We start from the raw sequence: 16,917 nt of genomic DNA, 5'->3' as shown, positions 1-16,917 counted from the left end.
CCCCGCCCGTCTCCGCCAAAACCTTCGTGATCGCAGCCGTCAAAGACGTCTTGCCATGGTCAACATGGCCAATCGTCCCGATGTTGCAATGCGGCTTCGTCCGCGCGAACTTTTCCTTGGCCATGGCGAAGGCTCCGTTCTTCTCTTGAATTCGTTTGTTAGGTGAACGTCGTCAGGTCGTCAGCAGGTCAGGCGTACTTCGCCTGAATCTCCTGCGCGACATTGGACGGCACCTGCTCGTAGTGATCGAACTGCATGGTGTAGTTGGCGCGGCCCTGGCTGAAGGACCGCAGCGTGTTGATGTAGCCGAACATATTCATGAGCGGCACCATCGCGTTCACGACATTGGCGTTGCCGCGCATGTCCTGGCCCTGGATCTGGCCGCGGCGGGAGTTGAGATCGCCGATGACGGAGCCGGTGTAATCTTCCGGCGTCACGACCTCGACCTTCATGATCGGCTCAAGCAGCACCGCGCCACCCTTCTGAAGGGCCTCGCGGAAGCCGGCGCGCGACGCGATTTCGAAGGCGAGAGCCGACGAGTCCACTTCGTGGAAGGCGCCGTCGACCAGCTCGACCTTGACGTCGACCACGGGGAAGCCCGCAACCGTGCCCGAGCCGAGCACCGACTCCAGACCCTTCTGGACGCCGGGGATGTATTCCTTCGGCACCGAACCGCCGACGACCTTGGAGACGAACTCGAAACCCTTGCCCGGCTCATTCGGCTCGACGCGGAACTTGACGCGGGCGAACTGGCCCGTGCCGCCGGTCTGCTTCTTGTGCGTGTAGTCGATGTCGACGGCCCGCGTGATGGTCTCGCGGAAGGCGACCTGCGGCGCGCCGATGTTGGCGTCGACCTTGTAGGTCCGGCGCAGGATGTCGACCTTGATGTCGAGATGGAGCTCGCCCATCCCCTTGAGGATCGTCTGGCCGGACTCCTGATCGGTGGAGACGCGGAAGGACGGGTCCTCATTGGCGAGCTTGGCGAGCGCCAGGCCGAGCTTCTCCTGATCGGCCTTGGTCTTCGGCTCGATCGCGATCGTGATGACCGGCTCGGGGAACACCATCTGCTCGAGGATGACGGGCTTCAGCGGGTCGCACAGCGTGTCGCCGGTGCGGACGTCCTTCAGGCCGGCCAGGGCGACGATGTCGCCGGCGTAGGCCTCCTTGATGTCCTCGCGGTTGTTCGCGTGCATCAGCAGCATGCGGCCGACGCGCTCCTTCTTGTCGCGCGTCGAGTTCAGCAGGCCCTGGCCCGACTCCACCTTGCCGGAATAGACGCGGCAGAAGGTGATGGTGCCGACGAACGGATCGTCCATGATCTTGAAAGCGAGGATCGACAGGCCTTCCTCGTCGGAGGGCTCGCGGACGATCGGCTCTTCGGTCTTGAAGTCGACGCCGTCGACGGCGCCGCGATCGAGCGGCGACGGCAGGTAGTCGACGACCGCGTCGAGCAGCGGCTGGACGCCCTTGTTCTTGAAGGCCGAACCGCAAAGCACCGGGGTGAAGGCGCGGGTGATGACGGCCTTACGCAGCAGGCGCTTGAGGGTCGCCTCGTCCGGCTCCTGGCCGTCGAGGAACTTCTCGAGGACTTCGTCGTCGAGCTCGACGGCGCGCTCGATCAGGATGTTGCGGTATTCCAGCGCCTGATCGGCGAGATCGGCAGGAATCTCTTCGTCATGATAGTTCGCGCCGAGGTTCTCATTCTCCCAGACGACCGCCTTCATGCGGACGAGGTCGATGATCCCGGCGAAGTTGTTCTCGGAGCCGATCGGCAGCTGGATGCAGACCGGCTTGCCGGCGACCCGGATGTCGATGTCCTTGACGCAGTTGAAGAAGTCGGCGCCGATCTTGTCCATCTTGTTGACGAACACGACGCGCGGCACTTCGTACTTGTCGGCCTGACGCCAGACGGTCTCGGTCTGCGGCTCGACGCCCTGGTTGCCGTCGAGAACGCATACGCAGCCGTCGAGAACGCGAAGCGAGCGCTCGACTTCGATCGTGAAGTCGACGTGGCCCGGCGTGTCGATGATGTTGAGCTTCTTGTCTTTCCAGAAGGTCGTGGTCGCGGCGGACGTGATCGTGATCCCGCGCTCCTGCTCCTGCTCCATCCAGTCCATCGTCGCGGCGCCGTCGTGGACTTCGCCGATCTTGTGGGACTTGCCGGAATAGAACAGGACGCGCTCGGTCGTCGTCGTCTTGCCAGCATCGATGTGAGCCATGATGCCGAAGTTACGATAGTCTTCGATCGCGTGCGTGCGGGCCATGATGTCGGTCCTTCAGTCTCTGCTCGATTACCAGCGGTAGTGAGAGAAGGCGCGGTTCGCTTCCGCCATGCGGTGCGTGTCTTCGCGCTTCTTCACGGCGGCGCCGCGGTTGTTCGAGGCGTCGATCAACTCGGCGGAAAGCCGGCCGACCATTGTCTTTTCGTTGCGGGCGCGGGCCGACGAGAGCAGCCAGCGGAGAGCGAGAGCCTGACGGCGCTCGGGACGGACTTCGACGGGCACCTGGTAGGTCGCGCCGCCGACGCGGCGGGAGCGGACCTCGAGGGCCGGCGCAATGTTGTCGAGCGCCTGATGGAACACCGCGACCGGGCTCTGCTTGAGCTTGGTCTCGACCGTCTCGAACGCGCCGTAGACGATCGTCTCGGCGGCGGACTTCTTGCCGTGACGCATCACGGTGTTCATGAACTTCGAAACCACGACGTCCCCGAACTTCGGGTCCGGGTGAATTTCGCGGCGCTCGGCGGAATGGCGACGGGACATCGTTCAGTTCCTCACTTCGGCCGCTTGGCGCCGTACTTCGACCGGCGCTGCTTACGGTTCTTGACGCCCTGCGTGTCGAGCACGCCGCGGAGGATGTGGTAGCGCACGCCCGGAAGGTCCTTCACGCGGCCGCCGCGGATCATCACCACGGAATGCTCCTGAAGGTTATGACCTTCGCCCGGGATGTAGCCGATGACCTCGAAGCCGTTGGTGAGACGCACCTTGGCGACCTTACGAAGCGCCGAGTTCGGCTTCTTCGGCGTGGTCGTGTAGACGCGCGTGCAGACGCCGCGCTTCTGAGGACACGCTTCGAGAGCCGGAACCGTGTTGCGCGCCGTGGGCGCCTGCCGCGGCTTGCGGATCAACTGGCTGATGGTGGGCATATGGCCTAACCGCTTTCGTTTGATCGACGTCAGACACGCCGGATGACCGACGCGCAAAACGAATTGACGCCTGCCTTCGGTTTCCCGATGGCGAGCGCCGCTCCCTGCAGAGGACCACCGCCGACGAGCGACGGCGGTCATGAACCGCAACTGACCTACGATGGTCGCGACAGCGTTTGATCCCGAAAGGTCGGTGCGTTGGACCGCGACCGAGCAGCGTGGGATCACCGCCTGCCGAAGAGTAGGCGGCTTCTAGCCCGCGAGTCGGGTTTAGTCAACACTCAGCCGAAGAATGAGACGACTGGACCGATGGATTGGCCGTCTTCGACCCCCGGAACGCCGCCGGAGCAACCAAGCGCCGCAATATGTTTTGGCCTTGTCGGCGGATAGAGGGTTTTCAGGACGTCCGGGCGAGACGGCGCCCGACGGAGGACGGCCAGCCACGTCCTGTGCCGACGGATTCGTCGTCGTACCGCCCGGGAATCGCGCGAGAGACTGGACGGAAGATGATGGCGCCTCGACCGGCCCCGCCGTCGTGCCGTTCGACGGCGAGCGAATGATCTGTGTGGCGGGTTCGAGGTCATCTGCGATCTTGGAAGCCCTGCCCCCAGGACAACGCGGGGCGCCGGGGAGAAAGCCGGCGCCCCGCGTCGACCGCTCAGGTGCGCCAGGGATGATCCGGCAGATCCGCGGTACCGAGCGCCTTCATGCCGGCCGTCGCAACCGCATGGTCGTTGTCGACCGAGCTGCCGCTGACGCCGATCGCGCCCATCATCACGCCGTCAGCGTCGACGATCGGCAGGCCGCCGGGAAAGGTGATCAAGCCGCCGTTGGAATGCTCGATGCCGAACAACGGCCCGCCGGGCTGCGACAGCTTGCCGATCTCGCCGGTCGGCATGCCGAAGAACACGGCGGTCTTCGCCTTCTTGATGGAAATGTCGATGCTGCCGACCCAGGCGTCGTCCATCCGGTAGAAGGCCTTCAGGTCCGCGCCCGAATCCACCACCGCGATGCACATATAGGTGTTCAGCTCCTTCGCCTTCGCGATCGCCTGCTGGATGGCGGCCTCCGCCTTCTCGATCGTCACATGCATCTGATGCCTGCTCCTGTGCTGCGCGCCTGCGCGTTGAGCGCAGGCGTGAAGGGCATATAGGACGCCGCGCGCAGCGATCCCCACCGACGGACGCAATTAGCGCCTCTGCGGACACGCCAAAGAAAAAGGGCCGCCGGTCGCCCGGTCGGCCCTTCATCAGCTTCGGGACGGCCTATGACGGCCGTCGAGCGCTCACTCGGCGGCGTCGGCCGCCGCCGGAAGAAGCGGCGTGTCCGATGTCGCGACGCCCGACTCCCGCGCCCGCTGGGCGAGGATGAGGTCGTCGCGATGCATCGCGATCTCGCGGACTTTGTTCATCACCGAGCCGGTTCCGGCCGGGATGAGGCGTCCGACGATCACGTTCTCCTTCAGGCCCTCGAGATCGTCCGCCTTGCCGTTGACGGCGGCCTCGGTGAGGACGCGCGTCGTCTCCTGGAAGGAGGCGGCGGAGATGAACGAGCGGGTCTGCAGGCTCGCCTTGGTGATGCCGAGCAGCACCGGATGGCCGACAGCTGGCTTCTTGCCCGCCTCGATCATCTTGGCGTTGACGGCGTCCAGCTCAGACCGGTCGCACTGCTCGTTGGTCAGCAGGTCGGTGTCGCCGGCGTCCGAGATCTCGACCTTCTGCAGCATCTGACGAACGATCACCTCGATGTGCTTGTCGTTGATCTGCACGCCCTGCAACCGGTAGACCTCCTGGATCTCGTTGACGAGGTAAGCGGCGAGCTCCTCCACGCCCTTGATCGCCAGGATGTCGTGCGGCGCCGGGTTGCCGTCGACGATGTAGTCGCCCTGCTCCACGACGTCGCCGTCCTGCAGCTGGACGTGCTTGCCCTTCGGGATCAGGTACTCGACCGGATCGCCGCCGTCGGCGGGGACCAGCGTCACGCGACGCTTGTTCTTGTAGTCCTTGCCGAACTGGACCGTGCCGGAGATCTCGGCGATGACCGCCGCGTCCTTCGGACGACGCGCCTCGAACAGCTCCGCCACCCGCGGCAGACCGCCGGTGATGTCGCGCGTCTTGGCGCTTTCGGTCGGCACGCGGGCGAGCAGGTCGCCGGCCTTGACCGAGTCCCCGGGGGAGACCGAAAGGATCGCGTCCGGAGCGAGCTGATAGCGCGCCTCGCCGCCCTTGGCGGGCTTCAGGATCTTGCCTTCGTCATCCTGGATGATGATCGAGGGCTTGAGGTCCGTCGTGCGGGCGGACGTCCGCCAATCGACCACGACGCGCTTGGTGATGCCCGTCGCCTCGTCCGAGGTCTCCTTGACGGAGGCGCCTTCGACGAGATCCTCGAACGCGGTCTTGCCGTCGACCTCGGTGAGGATCGGCCGGGTGTACGGATCCCACTCGGCGATCCGCTGGCCGCGCTTGATCTTGTCGCCGTCGTCGACCCGGAGCTTCGCGCCGTAGAGCAGACGGTGCGAAGCGCGCTCCGTCACGCCGTTGGCGTCGACGATCACGACCGCGACGTTGCGGCCCATGACGATCAGGTCGCCGTCGGAGTTCCGGGCCGCGTTGCGGTTGCGGATCTTGACGGTTCCCTCGAACGAGCTCTCCACGAAGGAGGAGTCCGCGAGCTGCGCCGTGCCGCCGATGTGGAACGTGCGCATCGTGAGCTGGGTGCCCGGCTCGCCGATCGACTGCGCCGCGATGACGCCGACCGCTTCGCCCATGTTGACCGGGGTTCCGCGGGCGAGGTCGCGACCGTAGCAGGCCACGCAGACGCCGATCTTGGTCTCGCAGGTCAGCACCGAACGGATGCGGACCTCCTGGACGCCGGCCGTCGCCATGAGGTCGACGTGCTTCTCCTCGATCAGCGTGTTCTTCGGCACGACGACTTCGCCCGAAGCCGGGTTCAGCACGTCCTCCGCAACCGTGCGTCCGAGGGTCCGCATGCCGAGCGTCGCCACGATCTGACCGGCGTCGACGACCGGACGGACGCGGATGCCCTCGTCGGTGCCGCAATCCTGCTCGGTGATGATGCAGTCCTGCGCCACGTCGACGAGACGGCGGGTCAGATAGCCGGAGTTGGCCGTCTTGAGCGCCGTGTCGGCGAGGCCCTTACGGGCGCCGTGTGTCGAGTTGAAGTACTCGAGAACCGAGAGGCCTTCCTTGAAGTTCGAGATGATCGGGCTCTCGATGATCTCGCCGGAGGGCTTGGCCATCAGGCCGCGCATGCCGGCGAGCTGCTTCATCTGCGCAGGCGAGCCGCGGGCGCCCGAATGGCTCATCATGTAGATCGAGTTGATCTGCTTCGCCCGGCCGGTCTCGGCGTCGACCTGCACCGAGGAGATGCGGGCCATCATTTCGTCAGCGATCTTGTCGGTGCACTTCGCCCAGGCGTCGACGACCTTGTTGTACTTTTCGCCCTGGGTGATCAGGCCGTCCTGGTACTGCTGCTCGTATTCCTTCGCGAGCGTGCGGGTCTCGTCGACGATCTTCGGCTTGGTGTCCGGCACGACCATGTCGTCCTTGCCGAACGAGATGCCGGCCTTGAACGCGTTGGTGAAGCCGAGCGTCATGATGCGGTCGCAGAAGATGACCGTGTCCTTCTGACCGCAGTTACGGTAGACGGTGTCGATCATGTTCGAGATTTCCTTCTTCGTCATCAGCTTGTTGACGACGTCGAAGGTCAGCTTCGGGGTCTGCGGCAGCAACTGGCCAAGCATCATGCGGCCAGGCGTGGTCTCATAGATCTTGGAGGTCTTCTCGCCGTCGGCGTCTACCGAGGTGAAACGGCCCTTGATCTTGGTGTGCAGCGTCACCGACTTGTTGAACAGAGCGTGCTCGAGCTCGCCGATGTTCGAGAAGGCGATGCCCTCGCCCGGCTCGTTGTCGCGCATCAGCGTGAGGTAGTAGAGGCCGAGCACGATATCCTGCGACGGCACGATGATCGGCATGCCGTTCGCGGGGTGCAGGATGTTGTTCGTCGACATCATCAGCACGCGCGCTTCGAGCTGGGCCTCGAGGCTCAGCGGCACGTGCACGGCCATCTGGTCGCCGTCGAAGTCGGCGTTGAACGCGGCGCAGACCAGCGGGTGAAGCTGGATCGCCTTGCCCTCGATCAGCACGGGCTCGAACGCCTGGATGCCCAGGCGATGAAGCGTCGGCGCGCGGTTCAGCATCACGGGATGCTCGCGGATCACCTCGTCCAGGATGTCCCAGACTTCCGGCTTTTCCTTCTCGACGAGCTTCTTCGCCTGCTTCACGGTCGCCGACAGGCCCTTGGCGTCGAGCCGCGAATAGATGAACGGCTTGAACAGCTCGAGCGCCATCTTCTTCGGCAGGCCGCACTGGTGCAGCTTCAGCTCCGGGCCGACCACGATGACCGAACGGCCGGAGTAGTCGACGCGCTTGCCGAGCAGGTTCTGGCGGAAGCGGCCCTGCTTGCCCTTCAGCATGTCGGACAGCGACTTTAGCGGGCGCTTGTTGACGCCCGTGATGACGCGGCCGCGGCGGCCGTTGTCGAACAGCGCGTCGACGGCCTCCTGCAGCATCCGCTTCTCGTTGCGGATGATGATGTCGGGCGCGCGCAGTTCGATCAGCCGCTTGAGGCGGTTGTTGCGGTTGATGACGCGGCGATAGAGGTCGTTGAGGTCCGACGTCGCGAAACGGCCGCCATCGAGCGGCACGAGCGGGCGCAGGTCCGGCGGGATGACCGGCACGACGGTCATGATCATCCAGTCCGGCTTGTTGCCGGATTCGATGAAGGCCTCGACGATCTTCAGACGCTTGGCGAGCTTCTTGGGCTTGAGCTCGGTCGTCGCCTCGGAGATCTCGACGCGGATGTCGGCGGCCATCTTCTCGAGGTCGAGACCGCGGAGCATCGACTGGATCGCCTCCGCGCCGATCTGCGCGGTGAAGGAATCCTCGCCATACTCGTCCTGGGCGTGGAGGTAATCCTCCTCGCTGAGCAGCTGGCGGTCCTTCAGCGGCGTCAGGCCGGTCTCGAGCACCACGTACTTCTCGAAGTACAGGATCGCCTCAAGGTCCTTCAGCGTCATGTCGAGCAGGAGGCCGATGCGCGACGGCAGCGACTTCAGGAACCAGATATGGGCGACCGGAGCGGCGAGCTCGATATGGCCCATGCGCTCGCGGCGGACGCGCGAGAGCGTGACCTCGACGCCGCACTTCTCGCAGATGACGCCCTTGTACTTCATGCGCTTGTACTTGCCGCACAAGCACTCGTAATCCTTGATCGGACCAAAAATCCTGGCGCAGAACAGGCCGTCGCGCTCCGGCTTGAAGGTCCGGTAGTTGATCGTCTCCGGCTTCTTGATCTCGCCGAACGACCAGGAGAGGATCTTCTCCGGGCTGGCGATCGAGATGCGGATCTGATCGAACGTCTGGGCAGGAACCTGCGTGTTGAAGAGATTCATCACTTCTTGGTTCATCGCCGTCTCCTTCCGCGAGGACTGAACGGGGCGCCGCCGCCACGCCGTTCACCGCCTTCGCTCAAAAATCCCAAATCGGGCGGCGGGCGGGCGTGAGGCCCGTCCGCCGTGTGGCCTGGCTAGATCAGCCGGGCCGCTTTATTCCGCCGCTTCCGCCGGCGGCAGCTCGCGCTTCTTCGACGTGTGAAGGTCGACGTTGAGGCCGAGCGACCGCATCTCCTTCACCAGCACGTTGAAGCTTTCCGGGATGCCGGCCTCGAACGCGTCGTCACCGCGCACGATCGACTCGTAGACCTTGGTGCGGCCTGCCACGTCGTCCGACTTCACCGTCAGCATCTCCTGCAGCGTGTAGGCGGCGCCGTAAGCCTCGAGCGCCCAGACCTCCATTTCGCCGAAGCGCTGACCGCCGAACTGCGCCTTGCCGCCCAGCGGCTGCTGGGTGACGAGCGAGTACGGTCCGATCGAACGGGCATGGATCTTGTCGTCAACGAGATGATGGAGCTTCAGCATATATATGTAACCGACCGTCACCTGTCGATCGAACGTGTCGCCCGTACGTCCGTCGTGCAGCGTCATCTGGCCCGAGGTGGGCACGCCAGCGAGCGCGAGCATGCGCTCGATGTCCGCCTCCTTGGCGCCGTCGAACACCGGCGTCGCGATCGGCACGCCGCGCCGGAGCGTCTCGGACATCTCGACAAGCTCCTTGTCGTTCATGCCCTTGACCTCGGCGTTGTCGCCGTAGACCGAACCCAGCCGCGACTTCAGCTCATCGACGCCTGCGCCAGCGCGATAGGCGTCGATCGCCCGCCCGATCTGCGCGCCGAGGCCTGCGCAGGCCCAGCCGAGATGGGTTTCGAGGATCTGCCCGACGTTCATGCGGCTCGGCACGCCGAGCGGGTTCAGAACGATGTCGACATGCGTGCCGTCCTCGAGGAACGGCATGTCCTCGACGGGCACGATGCGCGACACGACGCCCTTGTTGCCGTGCCGGCCGGCCATCTTGTCGCCCGGCTGGATCTTGCGCTTCACGGCGATGAAGACCTTGACCATCTTCATCACGCCGGGCGGCAGCTCGTCGCCGCGCTGCAGCTTCTCGACCTTGTCGAGGAACCGCTGCTCGAGACGCTTCTTCTGCTCGTCGTACTGGGCGCGCATGGCCTCGAGCTCGGACATCGTCTTGTCGTCCGAGACCGCGATCTGCCACCACTGGGAGCGCGGCGCCTCGTTGAGGCCGTCGTTCGTGAGCGCCTCGTCCTTCTTGATCGTCTTCGGACCGGAGATGGCGGTCTTGCCGACCAGCATCTCGCCGAGGCGCGCATAGGTGTTGCGGTCGAGGATCGCGAGCTCGTCGTCGCGGTCCTTGGCGAGCCGCTCGATCTCCTCACGTTCGATCGCCTGCGCGCGCTCGTCCTTGTCGACGCCGTGCCGGTTGAACACCCGCACCTCGACGATCGTGCCGGTCACGCCGGGCGGAACCCGGAGCGAGGTGTCGCGGACGTCCGACGCCTTCTCACCGAAGATCGCGCGGAGGAGCTTCTCCTCCGGGGTCATCGGGCTCTCGCCCTTCGGCGTGATCTTGCCGACGAGAATGTCGCCCGCGGCAACTTCCGCGCCGATGTAGACGATGCCGGCTTCGTCGAGGTTCTTCAGCGCTTCTTCCGAAACGTTCGGAATATCGCGCGTGATCTCCTCCGGCCCGAGCTTGGTGTCGCGGGCCATCACCTCGAACTCCTCGATATGGATCGAGGTGAAGACGTCGTCGGAGACGATCTTCTCGCTGAGGAGGATGGAGTCCTCGAAGTTGTAGCCGTTCCACGGCATGAACGCGACGAGCACGTTGCGGCCGAGAGCGAGCTCGCCGAGCTCCGTCGACGGACCGTCGGCGATGATCTCGCCCTTCTTCACCTGGTCGCCGACGCGGACCAGCGGCTTCTGCGTGATGCAGGTCGACTGGTTGGAGCGCTGGAACTTCATCAGGCGATAGATGTCGACGCCGGGCTTCGAAGCGTCGCCCTCCGTCGCGCGGATGACGATACGGGTGGCGTCGACCTGGTCGACGACGCCGGCGCGGCGGGACGCGATGGCGGCGCCGGAGTCACGCGCGACGACCGCCTCCATGCCGGTGCCGACGAACGGCGCGTCGGCGCGAACGAGCGGCACCGCCTGGCGCTGCATGTTCGAGCCCATGAGGGCGCGGTTCGCGTCGTCGTTCTCGAGGAACGGGATCAGCGCGGCCGCGACCGAGACGAGCTGCTTCGGCGACACGTCCATGTAGTCGACGCGCTCGATCGGCGCGAACACCACCTCGCCCATGTGGCGGCAGACGATCAGGTCCTCAGTGAACTTGCCGTCCTCGGTGATCACCGCGTTCGCCTGCGCGACGTGGTGCTTGGCCTCCTCGACGGCCGAGAGGTAGTGCACCTCATCGGTCACGCCGCCGTCCCGCACCTTGCGGTACGGCGCCTCGATGAAGCCGTACTTGTTCACCCGCGCGAAGGTGGCGAGCGAGTTGATCAGGCCGATGTTCGGACCTTCCGGCGTCTCGATCGGGCAGATGCGGCCGTAATGCGTCGGGTGCACGTCGCGCACCTCAAAGCCGGCGCGCTCGCGCGTCAGACCGCCGGGCCCGAGCGCCGAAAGGCGACGCTTGTGGGTGATTTCCGACAGCGGGTTCGTCTGATCCATGAACTGCGAGAGCTGCGACGAGCCGAAGAATTCACGCACGGCGGCCGCCGCGGGCTTCGCGTTGATCAGGTCCTGCGGCATGACGGTGTCGATCTCGACCGACGACATGCGCTCCTTGATGGCGCGCTCCATGCGGAGCAGGCCGACGCGATACTGGTTCTCCATGAGTTCGCCGACCGAACGCACCCGGCGGTTGCCGAGATGGTCGATGTCGTCGATCTCGCCCTTGCCGTCGCGCAGGTCGACCAGCGTCTTCACCACCGCAAGGATGTCATCCTTGCGCAGCGTGCGGACGGTGTCGGCGGCGTCGAGGTCGAGCCGCATGTTCATCTTGACGCGGCCGACGGCGGAGAGGTCGTAGCGCTCGCTGTCGAAGAACAGCGACTGGAACATCGCTTCGGCGGTGTCCAGGGTCGGCGGCTCGCCCGGGCGCATCACGCGATAGATGTCGAACAGCGCCTCTTCGCGGGTGGAGTTCTTGTCCACCGCGAGCGTGTTGCGGATGTAGCCGCCGGTGTTGATGTGGTCGATGTCGAGCAGGTTGATCTCGTCGATCCCGAGCTCGGCCAGCGTCTCCAGCAACTTGGCGGTGATCTCCTCGCCGGCCTCGGCCCAGATCTCGCCGGTCTCGAGGTTCACGAGATCCTCGGCGACGTACTGGCCGACCATCTCCTCGTTGGAGACCTTGAGCGCCTTGACGCCCTTCTCCGAGATCAGGCGCGCCTGGCGCGGGGTCAGCTTCTTGCCGGCTTCGAGCACGACTTCACCGCTGTCGGCGTCGATCAGGTCGACGGTCGCGTTGAAGCCCTTCATGCGCTCGCCGTCGAACGGACGGCGCCAGCCGTCACTGTCACGCGTGTGCGGGACCTTGCGATAGAAGGTGTCGAGAATCTCCTCGCCGTCCATGCCGAGCGCGAACAGCAGCGACGTCACCGGAATCTTGCGGCGGCGGTCGATGCGGGCGTGCACGATGTCCTTGGCGTCGAACTCAATGTCGAGCCAGGAGCCGCGATAAGGGATGATGCGGGCGGCGAACAGCAGCTTGCCCGACGAATGGGTCTTGCCCTTGTCATGGTCGAAGAAGACGCCGGGCGACCGGTGCATCTGCGAGACGATGACGCGCTCGGTGCCGTTCACGATGAACGTGCCGTTCTCGGTCATGAGCGGCATGTCGCCCATGTAGACGTCCTGCTCCTTGATGTCCTTCACGGAGCGGGCGGCGGTCTCCTCGTCCACGTCGAACACGATCAGGCGGAGCGTGACCTTCAGCGGCGCCGCGAAGGTGATGCCGCGCTGGCGGCACTCGTCCACGTCGTATTTCGGCTGCTCGAACTCGTAGGAGACGAACTCCAGCATCGAGGTGTTGGAGAAGTCGGAGATCGGGAAGACCGATTTGAACACGGTCTGCAGCCCCTCGTCGGCGCCCGAAGGCTGGCCGTAGAGGAAGAACTGGTCGTAGGACGCCTTCTGGACCTCGATGAGGTTCGGCATCTCCGCGACTTCGCGGATTTTGCCGAAGAATTTGCGGACACGCTTGCGGCCAATGATCGTCTGCGTCTGCGTCATGTCTTCCTCATCCATGCCGAGGGGCACGCCTGATCCAAAAACCGCGAACCGGCCCTTGGATCAGGCGCGGCGGGCTCCATCTCGTCGCCGAGCCCGCTTCAAGCGCGCCGCCCGAGGTCGAAGGACCCGGAAGGCGCTGAAAGCCGCGGAGAAATCGAGGTCTCGAAAGACCCCGCTCCCCGCGGCTTTTCATGCGACCTGCGAGACCCGGAGTCCGGGTCCCGCAGGCAGTGTCGTCACCCGCGGGCGAGAAGCCCGCGTGAGATCACTTGAGCTCGACCTTGGCGCCAGCCTTCTCGAGCTGGGCCTTGATCTTCTCGCCCTCGTCCTTGTTGACGCCTTCCTTGACGGCCTTGGGGGCCGCCTCGACGAGGTCCTTGGCTTCCTTGAGGCCGAGGCCGGTGATCGCGCGGACCTCCTTGATGACCTCGATCTTCTTGTCGCCGACGGCGGCGAGAACGACGGAGAACTCCGTCTGCTCTTCGACCGGCGCGGCGGCGGCGGCGGCGGGACCAGCGACCGCGACGGCGGCCGCGGCGGAGACGCCCCACTTCTCTTCGAGGAGCTTCGCGAGCTCCGCAGCTTCGAGAACCGTCAGGTTGGACAGCTCGTCGACGATTTTCGTCAGATCAGCCATAGTTTTACGTCCTTCAGTTCGAACCAGGTTTTAAGATTGAAGAACGGCTTCACGCCGCCTCGTCTCGATTGGCGTACGCCCCGAACACGCGCGCGAGCTTGGCGGCTGGCGCGGTCGAAAGCTGCGCGAGCTTGGTCGCGGGCGCCTGGATGAGGCCCACGAGCTTGGCGCGCAGTTCGTCCAACGACGGCAGCGTGGCCAAAGCCTTGACGCCGTCGGGGTTCAGGGAGGTCGCGCCCATTGCCCCGCCGAGGATCACGAACTTGTCGTTACCCTTGGCGAAATCGACGGCGACCTTGGGCGCCGCAACAGGATCGTTGCTGTAGACCAGGACCGTGGGGCCCTGCAGCAGCTTTCCGATGTGCGCGGCGTCCGTGCCTTCGAGAGCGATCTTGGCGAGCCTGTTCTTCGCGACCTTCACGCTCGCGCCGGCGTCGCGCATCTGCCGACGAAGAGTCGACATCTGAGCGACGGTCAGGCCCGAGTAGTGAGCGACGACGATGGCCCCGGAGTTCGAAAACACCGAGTTCAGCGTCGCGACCATGTCACGCTTTTCCGCGCGGTCCACGTGCTCTCTCCGGTTGACGATCCGACACAGTCCGTCGGATCGCCGGGTTGCAACGACCGCTTCTCGAAGGGTTCGACCCCTTGCTCGAAGCGGCGGCTTTTTAGCCTGTCCGCGCGTGACGCCGATTGAAGCGGCACGGCGATGGTTCGAACCGGATGGACGGACCCGAAGGTCTGAAATCCGGTCTTCCCCGTCTATGCAGGTCCCGGTGCTCCGGGCTTAAGCGTCACCCCCGTGGGTGGGCGCCTGCGGTCTCGGACAGGTCGGGATGAGGCGGGCGAACCCGCCTCACACCCTTCCGCCCGAGGTCTCCCTCGGGCGAATTCGTTAAAGCTCAGGCGCCGCCGAGAACGGTCGACGGCTCGACCTTCAGGCCCGGGCCCATCGTCGAGGAAACGGCGATGCGCTGGACATACTGACCCTTGGCGCCGGTCGGCTTCGCCTTCACCACGGCGTCGGTGAACGCCTTGATGTTTTGAGCGAGCTTATCGGCGTCGAACGACGCTTTGCCGACGCCGCCATGAATGATGCCGGCCTTCTCGACGCGGAACTCGACCGCGCCGCCCTTGGCGGCCTTCACGGCGCCTGCGACGTCCATCGTCACCGTGCCGACCTTCGGGTTCGGCATCAGGCCGCGCGGGCCGAGCACCTTGCCGAGGCGGCCGACCAGCGGCATCATGTCCGGAGTCGCGATGCAGCGATCGAATTCGATCGTGCCGCCCTGGACGATCTCGAGCAGATCCTCCGCGCCGACCACGTCGGCGCCGGCCTTCTTGGCTTCTTCAGCCTTCGGCCCGCGCGCGAACACGCCGACGCGAACCGTACGGCCGGAGCCGTTCGGAAGCTGGCAGACGCCGCGAACCATCTGGTCCGCATGACGCGGGTCGACGCCGAGATTGATCGCGACTTCGATCGTCTCATCGAACTTCGACGTGGCGCGCTCCTTCAGCAGAGCGAGCGCCTCGTCGAGGCCGTAGAGCTTGGTCGGGTCGATGCCTTCCCGGGACTTGGCGGTACGTTTTCCGAGCTTCGCCATGGTCAGTTCTCCACCGCGAGGCCCATGGAGCGGGCGGAGCCCGCGAGCATCGCCACCGCCGACTCGACGCTGTCGCAGTTCATGTCCGCCATCTTCTTCTCCGCGATCTCACGGAGCTGAGCCTGGGTCACCTTGCCGATCGGGCCGCTTTTCCCGGTCGTCTGCGAGCCCTTGGCGATCTTCGCTGCCTGCTTCAGGAAGTACGAGACCGGCGGCGACTTCATCACGAAGGTGAAGGAGCGGTCGGCGTAGGCGGTGATCACCACGGGGATCGGCATGCCCTTCTCGAGCTGCCCGGTCTGCGCGTTGAACGCCTTGCAGAACTCCATGATGTTCAGGCCGCGCTGTCCGAGCGCCGGCCCGATCGGCGGCGACGGATTCGCGGAGCCCGCAGGCACCTGCAACTTGATGTAGCCAGTAATCTTCTTCGCCATTTAGGTTCTCCTGGGCCGCGCTGCAACCGGCGGCCGTTGGGCCGTGGTGCGATCGGTCATCCGGGCGAGCGAAGAGCCCGGAGCCAAATCTCCCACAGCGGGATGCGGGTCAGACCTTTTCGACCTGCCCGTATTCGAGATCGACCGTCGTCGCGCGGCCGAAGATCGAGACGTCGATCTTGAGGCGCGCACGGGCCTCGTCGACGTCCTGGACGATGCCGCTGAACGACGCGAACGGACCGTCCGACACGCGCACCTGCTCGCCGACCTCGAAGGAGACCGACGGCTTCGGGCGCTCGATGCCTTCCTGCACCTGCCGGATGATCCGGCCGGCCTCGGCGTCCGATATCGGCGACGGCTTGTTGTCCGCGCCAAGGAAGCCGGTGACCTTCGGCGTGTTCCGGATGAGGTGATAGGCCTGATCGGTCAGGTCCATCTTCACCAGCACATAGCCGGGAAAAAACTTGCGCTCGGCGTCGACCTTCCGGCCGCGCCGCACCTCGACGACCTTTTCGGTCGGCACGAGAATTTCCTCGAACAGCTCGGCGAGACCGGTCTGCTCGGCCTTCTCGCGGATCGAATCCGCGACCTTCTTCTCGAAGTTCGAATAAGCGTGGACGATGTACCAGCGCTTCGGACGTCCGCCGGCGCGGGCTTCGACGACGCTCATTGGCCGTACCCCAGGATCCACGTCACGCCGACGCGCAGAATCATGTCCGCGACAAAAAAGAACACCGACGCCAGAAAAACGAACACGAACACCATCGCGGTGGTGATCAGCGTCTCACGGCGAGTCGGCCATACGACCTTCGCGGTCTCGGCGCTGACCTGTTGAAAGAATTCGACCGGGGTAGTCTTCGGCATGACCTCGATAACGTCCAAAGGGGCGCGCTCCCCGTAAGGCTCGCACCCCGTGCAAACTCTAGACACCGCGGCTCGTCAAATGCGCCGCCCCGCTTGACGATCCGCCCTGCCACGACGTCGCTGAAACGTGGCAGGAGTGGAGGGACTCGAACCCGCAACCTCCGGTTTTGGAGACCGGCGCTCTGACCAGTTGAGCTACACTCCTACGCGCAGGGTCCCTGGCGGGGCGCTCCGTATGCCACGCCCTGACCCCGACCGCAACCGCCATCACGCCGCCGGATCGCGAATTTCGCGATTGTCAACAGCGCGCTGCGGACAGTCCTTTCCGGCCCCGCCCCGCGCATCGGCGAAGGGCGGGGCCGGAAAATCAGCTCACTCGATGATGGTTGCGACGACGCCTGCGCCGACGGTGCGGCCGCCTTCGCGGATCGCGAAGCGCAGCTTCTCCTCCATCGCGATCGGCACGATCAGGTGCACCTCCATCGCGATGTTGT

14 protein-coding genes and 1 tRNA gene are annotated in these 16,917 nt (G+C 65.1%); all 15 read right to left on the bottom strand.

All coding sequences use genetic code 11. The features are described 5' to 3' along the window. A partial coding sequence (locus PKE75_RS13275) for a GTP-binding protein (RefSeq protein ID WP_246685181.1) occupies window positions 1–124 on the bottom strand: 124 nt, incomplete at its 3' end. A 64-nt stretch (window positions 125–188) separates the two neighbouring features. Then, window positions 189–2,264, bottom strand: coding sequence for an elongation factor G (fusA, locus tag PKE75_RS13270; RefSeq protein ID WP_271169220.1), 2,076 nt, complete (start codon window positions 2,262–2,264; stop codon window positions 189–191). A 27-nt stretch (window positions 2,265–2,291) separates the two neighbouring features. After that, window positions 2,292–2,762 (bottom strand): 30S ribosomal protein S7, encoded by a 471-nt coding sequence (rpsG, locus tag PKE75_RS13265; protein WP_271169219.1) that lies wholly within the window; start codon window positions 2,760–2,762, stop codon window positions 2,292–2,294. Between the two features lie 11 nt (window positions 2,763–2,773). Further along, complete coding sequence (gene rpsL / locus PKE75_RS13260) at window positions 2,774–3,145, bottom strand: 30S ribosomal protein S12 (protein WP_271169218.1); 372 nt, start codon at window positions 3,143–3,145, stop codon at window positions 2,774–2,776. A 658-nt stretch (window positions 3,146–3,803) separates the two neighbouring features. Continuing rightward, window positions 3,804–4,238 (bottom strand): GlcG/HbpS family heme-binding protein, encoded by a 435-nt coding sequence (locus PKE75_RS13255; RefSeq protein ID WP_271169217.1) that lies wholly within the window; start codon window positions 4,236–4,238, stop codon window positions 3,804–3,806. A gap of 192 nt (window positions 4,239–4,430) precedes the next feature. Then, a complete protein-coding gene (gene rpoC, locus PKE75_RS13250) occupies window positions 4,431–8,633 on the bottom strand; it encodes a DNA-directed RNA polymerase subunit beta' (protein WP_271169216.1) in 4,203 nt (1,400 codons plus the stop codon). Between the two features lie 138 nt (window positions 8,634–8,771). Beyond that, entirely contained in the window at window positions 8,772–12,884 is a 4,113-nt protein-coding gene (rpoB, locus tag PKE75_RS13245) for a DNA-directed RNA polymerase subunit beta (protein ID WP_271169215.1), read from the bottom strand. 265 nt (window positions 12,885–13,149) lie between these two features. Next, window positions 13,150–13,521 carry a 50S ribosomal protein L7/L12 gene (gene rplL, locus PKE75_RS13240; RefSeq protein WP_271169214.1) on the bottom strand — a complete coding sequence of 124 codons (372 nt, stop codon included), beginning with the start codon at window positions 13,519–13,521 and terminating at the stop codon, window positions 13,150–13,152. 49 nt (window positions 13,522–13,570) lie between these two features. Further along, window positions 13,571–14,089: a 50S ribosomal protein L10 gene (gene rplJ, locus PKE75_RS13235; protein ID WP_271169213.1), complete on the bottom strand. Its 519-nt coding sequence runs from the start codon at window positions 14,087–14,089 to the stop codon at window positions 13,571–13,573. A gap of 334 nt (window positions 14,090–14,423) precedes the next feature. Further along, window positions 14,424–15,125 carry a 50S ribosomal protein L1 gene (rplA, locus tag PKE75_RS13230; RefSeq protein WP_271169212.1) on the bottom strand — a complete coding sequence of 234 codons (702 nt, stop codon included), beginning with the start codon at window positions 15,123–15,125 and terminating at the stop codon, window positions 14,424–14,426. 2 nt (window positions 15,126–15,127) lie between these two features. Further along, complete coding sequence (gene rplK / locus PKE75_RS13225) at window positions 15,128–15,559, bottom strand: 50S ribosomal protein L11 (RefSeq protein ID WP_271169211.1); 432 nt, start codon at window positions 15,557–15,559, stop codon at window positions 15,128–15,130. Between the two features lie 109 nt (window positions 15,560–15,668). Beyond that, the gene (gene nusG, locus PKE75_RS13220; RefSeq protein WP_271169210.1) at window positions 15,669–16,229 is read right to left on the bottom strand and encodes a transcription termination/antitermination protein NusG; all 561 of its coding nucleotides are present in this window, start codon (window positions 16,227–16,229) and stop codon (window positions 15,669–15,671) included. Further along, the gene (gene secE, locus PKE75_RS13215) at window positions 16,226–16,423 is read right to left on the bottom strand and encodes a preprotein translocase subunit SecE (RefSeq protein WP_271169221.1); all 198 of its coding nucleotides are present in this window, start codon (window positions 16,421–16,423) and stop codon (window positions 16,226–16,228) included. Before secE ends, nusG begins: the two co-directional genes overlap by 4 nt. Before the next feature lie 128 nt (window positions 16,424–16,551). Continuing rightward, window positions 16,552–16,628 (bottom strand) — tRNA-Trp (locus PKE75_RS13210). A gap of 167 nt (window positions 16,629–16,795) precedes the next feature. Beyond that, window positions 16,796–16,917: EF-Tu C-terminal domain-related protein (locus tag PKE75_RS13205; protein WP_487326347.1), on the bottom strand; the 122-nt coding region annotated here is incomplete at its 5' end.

Origin of the sequence: Hansschlegelia plantiphila (assembly GCF_027922265.1) — a bacterium.
GTDB lineage: Bacteria > Pseudomonadota > Alphaproteobacteria > Rhizobiales > Methylopilaceae > Methylopila > Methylopila plantiphila.
The sequence above is the reverse complement of the archived record's forward strand: the minus strand, read 5'-3'. Positions and strand labels throughout refer to the sequence as shown.

What these genes read in the sequence shown, in the direction of transcription:
- PKE75_RS13255 (WP_271169217.1), bottom strand. Translation starts at nt 4,238, where the DNA reads ATGCATGTGACGATCGAGAAGGCGGAGGCCGCCATCCAGCAGGCGATC.
- rplL (WP_271169214.1), bottom strand. Translation starts at nt 13,521, where the DNA reads ATGGCTGATCTGACGAAAATCGTCGACGAGCTGTCCAACCTGACGGTT.
- rplA (WP_271169212.1), bottom strand. Translation starts at nt 15,125, where the DNA reads ATGGCGAAGCTCGGAAAACGTACCGCCAAGTCCCGGGAAGGCATCGAC.
- rpsG (WP_271169219.1), bottom strand. Translation starts at nt 2,762, where the DNA reads ATGTCCCGTCGCCATTCCGCCGAGCGCCGCGAAATTCACCCGGACCCG.
- nusG (WP_271169210.1), bottom strand. Translation starts at nt 16,229, where the DNA reads ATGAGCGTCGTCGAAGCCCGCGCCGGCGGACGTCCGAAGCGCTGGTAC.
- fusA (WP_271169220.1), bottom strand. Translation starts at nt 2,264, where the DNA reads ATGGCCCGCACGCACGCGATCGAAGACTATCGTAACTTCGGCATCATG.
- rpoB (WP_271169215.1), bottom strand. Translation starts at nt 12,884, where the DNA reads ATGACGCAGACGCAGACGATCATTGGCCGCAAGCGTGTCCGCAAATTC.
- secE (WP_271169221.1), bottom strand. Translation starts at nt 16,423, where the DNA reads ATGCCGAAGACTACCCCGGTCGAATTCTTTCAACAGGTCAGCGCCGAG.
- rpsL (WP_271169218.1), bottom strand. Translation starts at nt 3,145, where the DNA reads ATGCCCACCATCAGCCAGTTGATCCGCAAGCCGCGGCAGGCGCCCACG.
- rpoC (WP_271169216.1), bottom strand. Translation starts at nt 8,633, where the DNA reads ATGAACCAAGAAGTGATGAATCTCTTCAACACGCAGGTTCCTGCCCAG.
- rplK (WP_271169211.1), bottom strand. Translation starts at nt 15,559, where the DNA reads ATGGCGAAGAAGATTACTGGCTACATCAAGTTGCAGGTGCCTGCGGGC.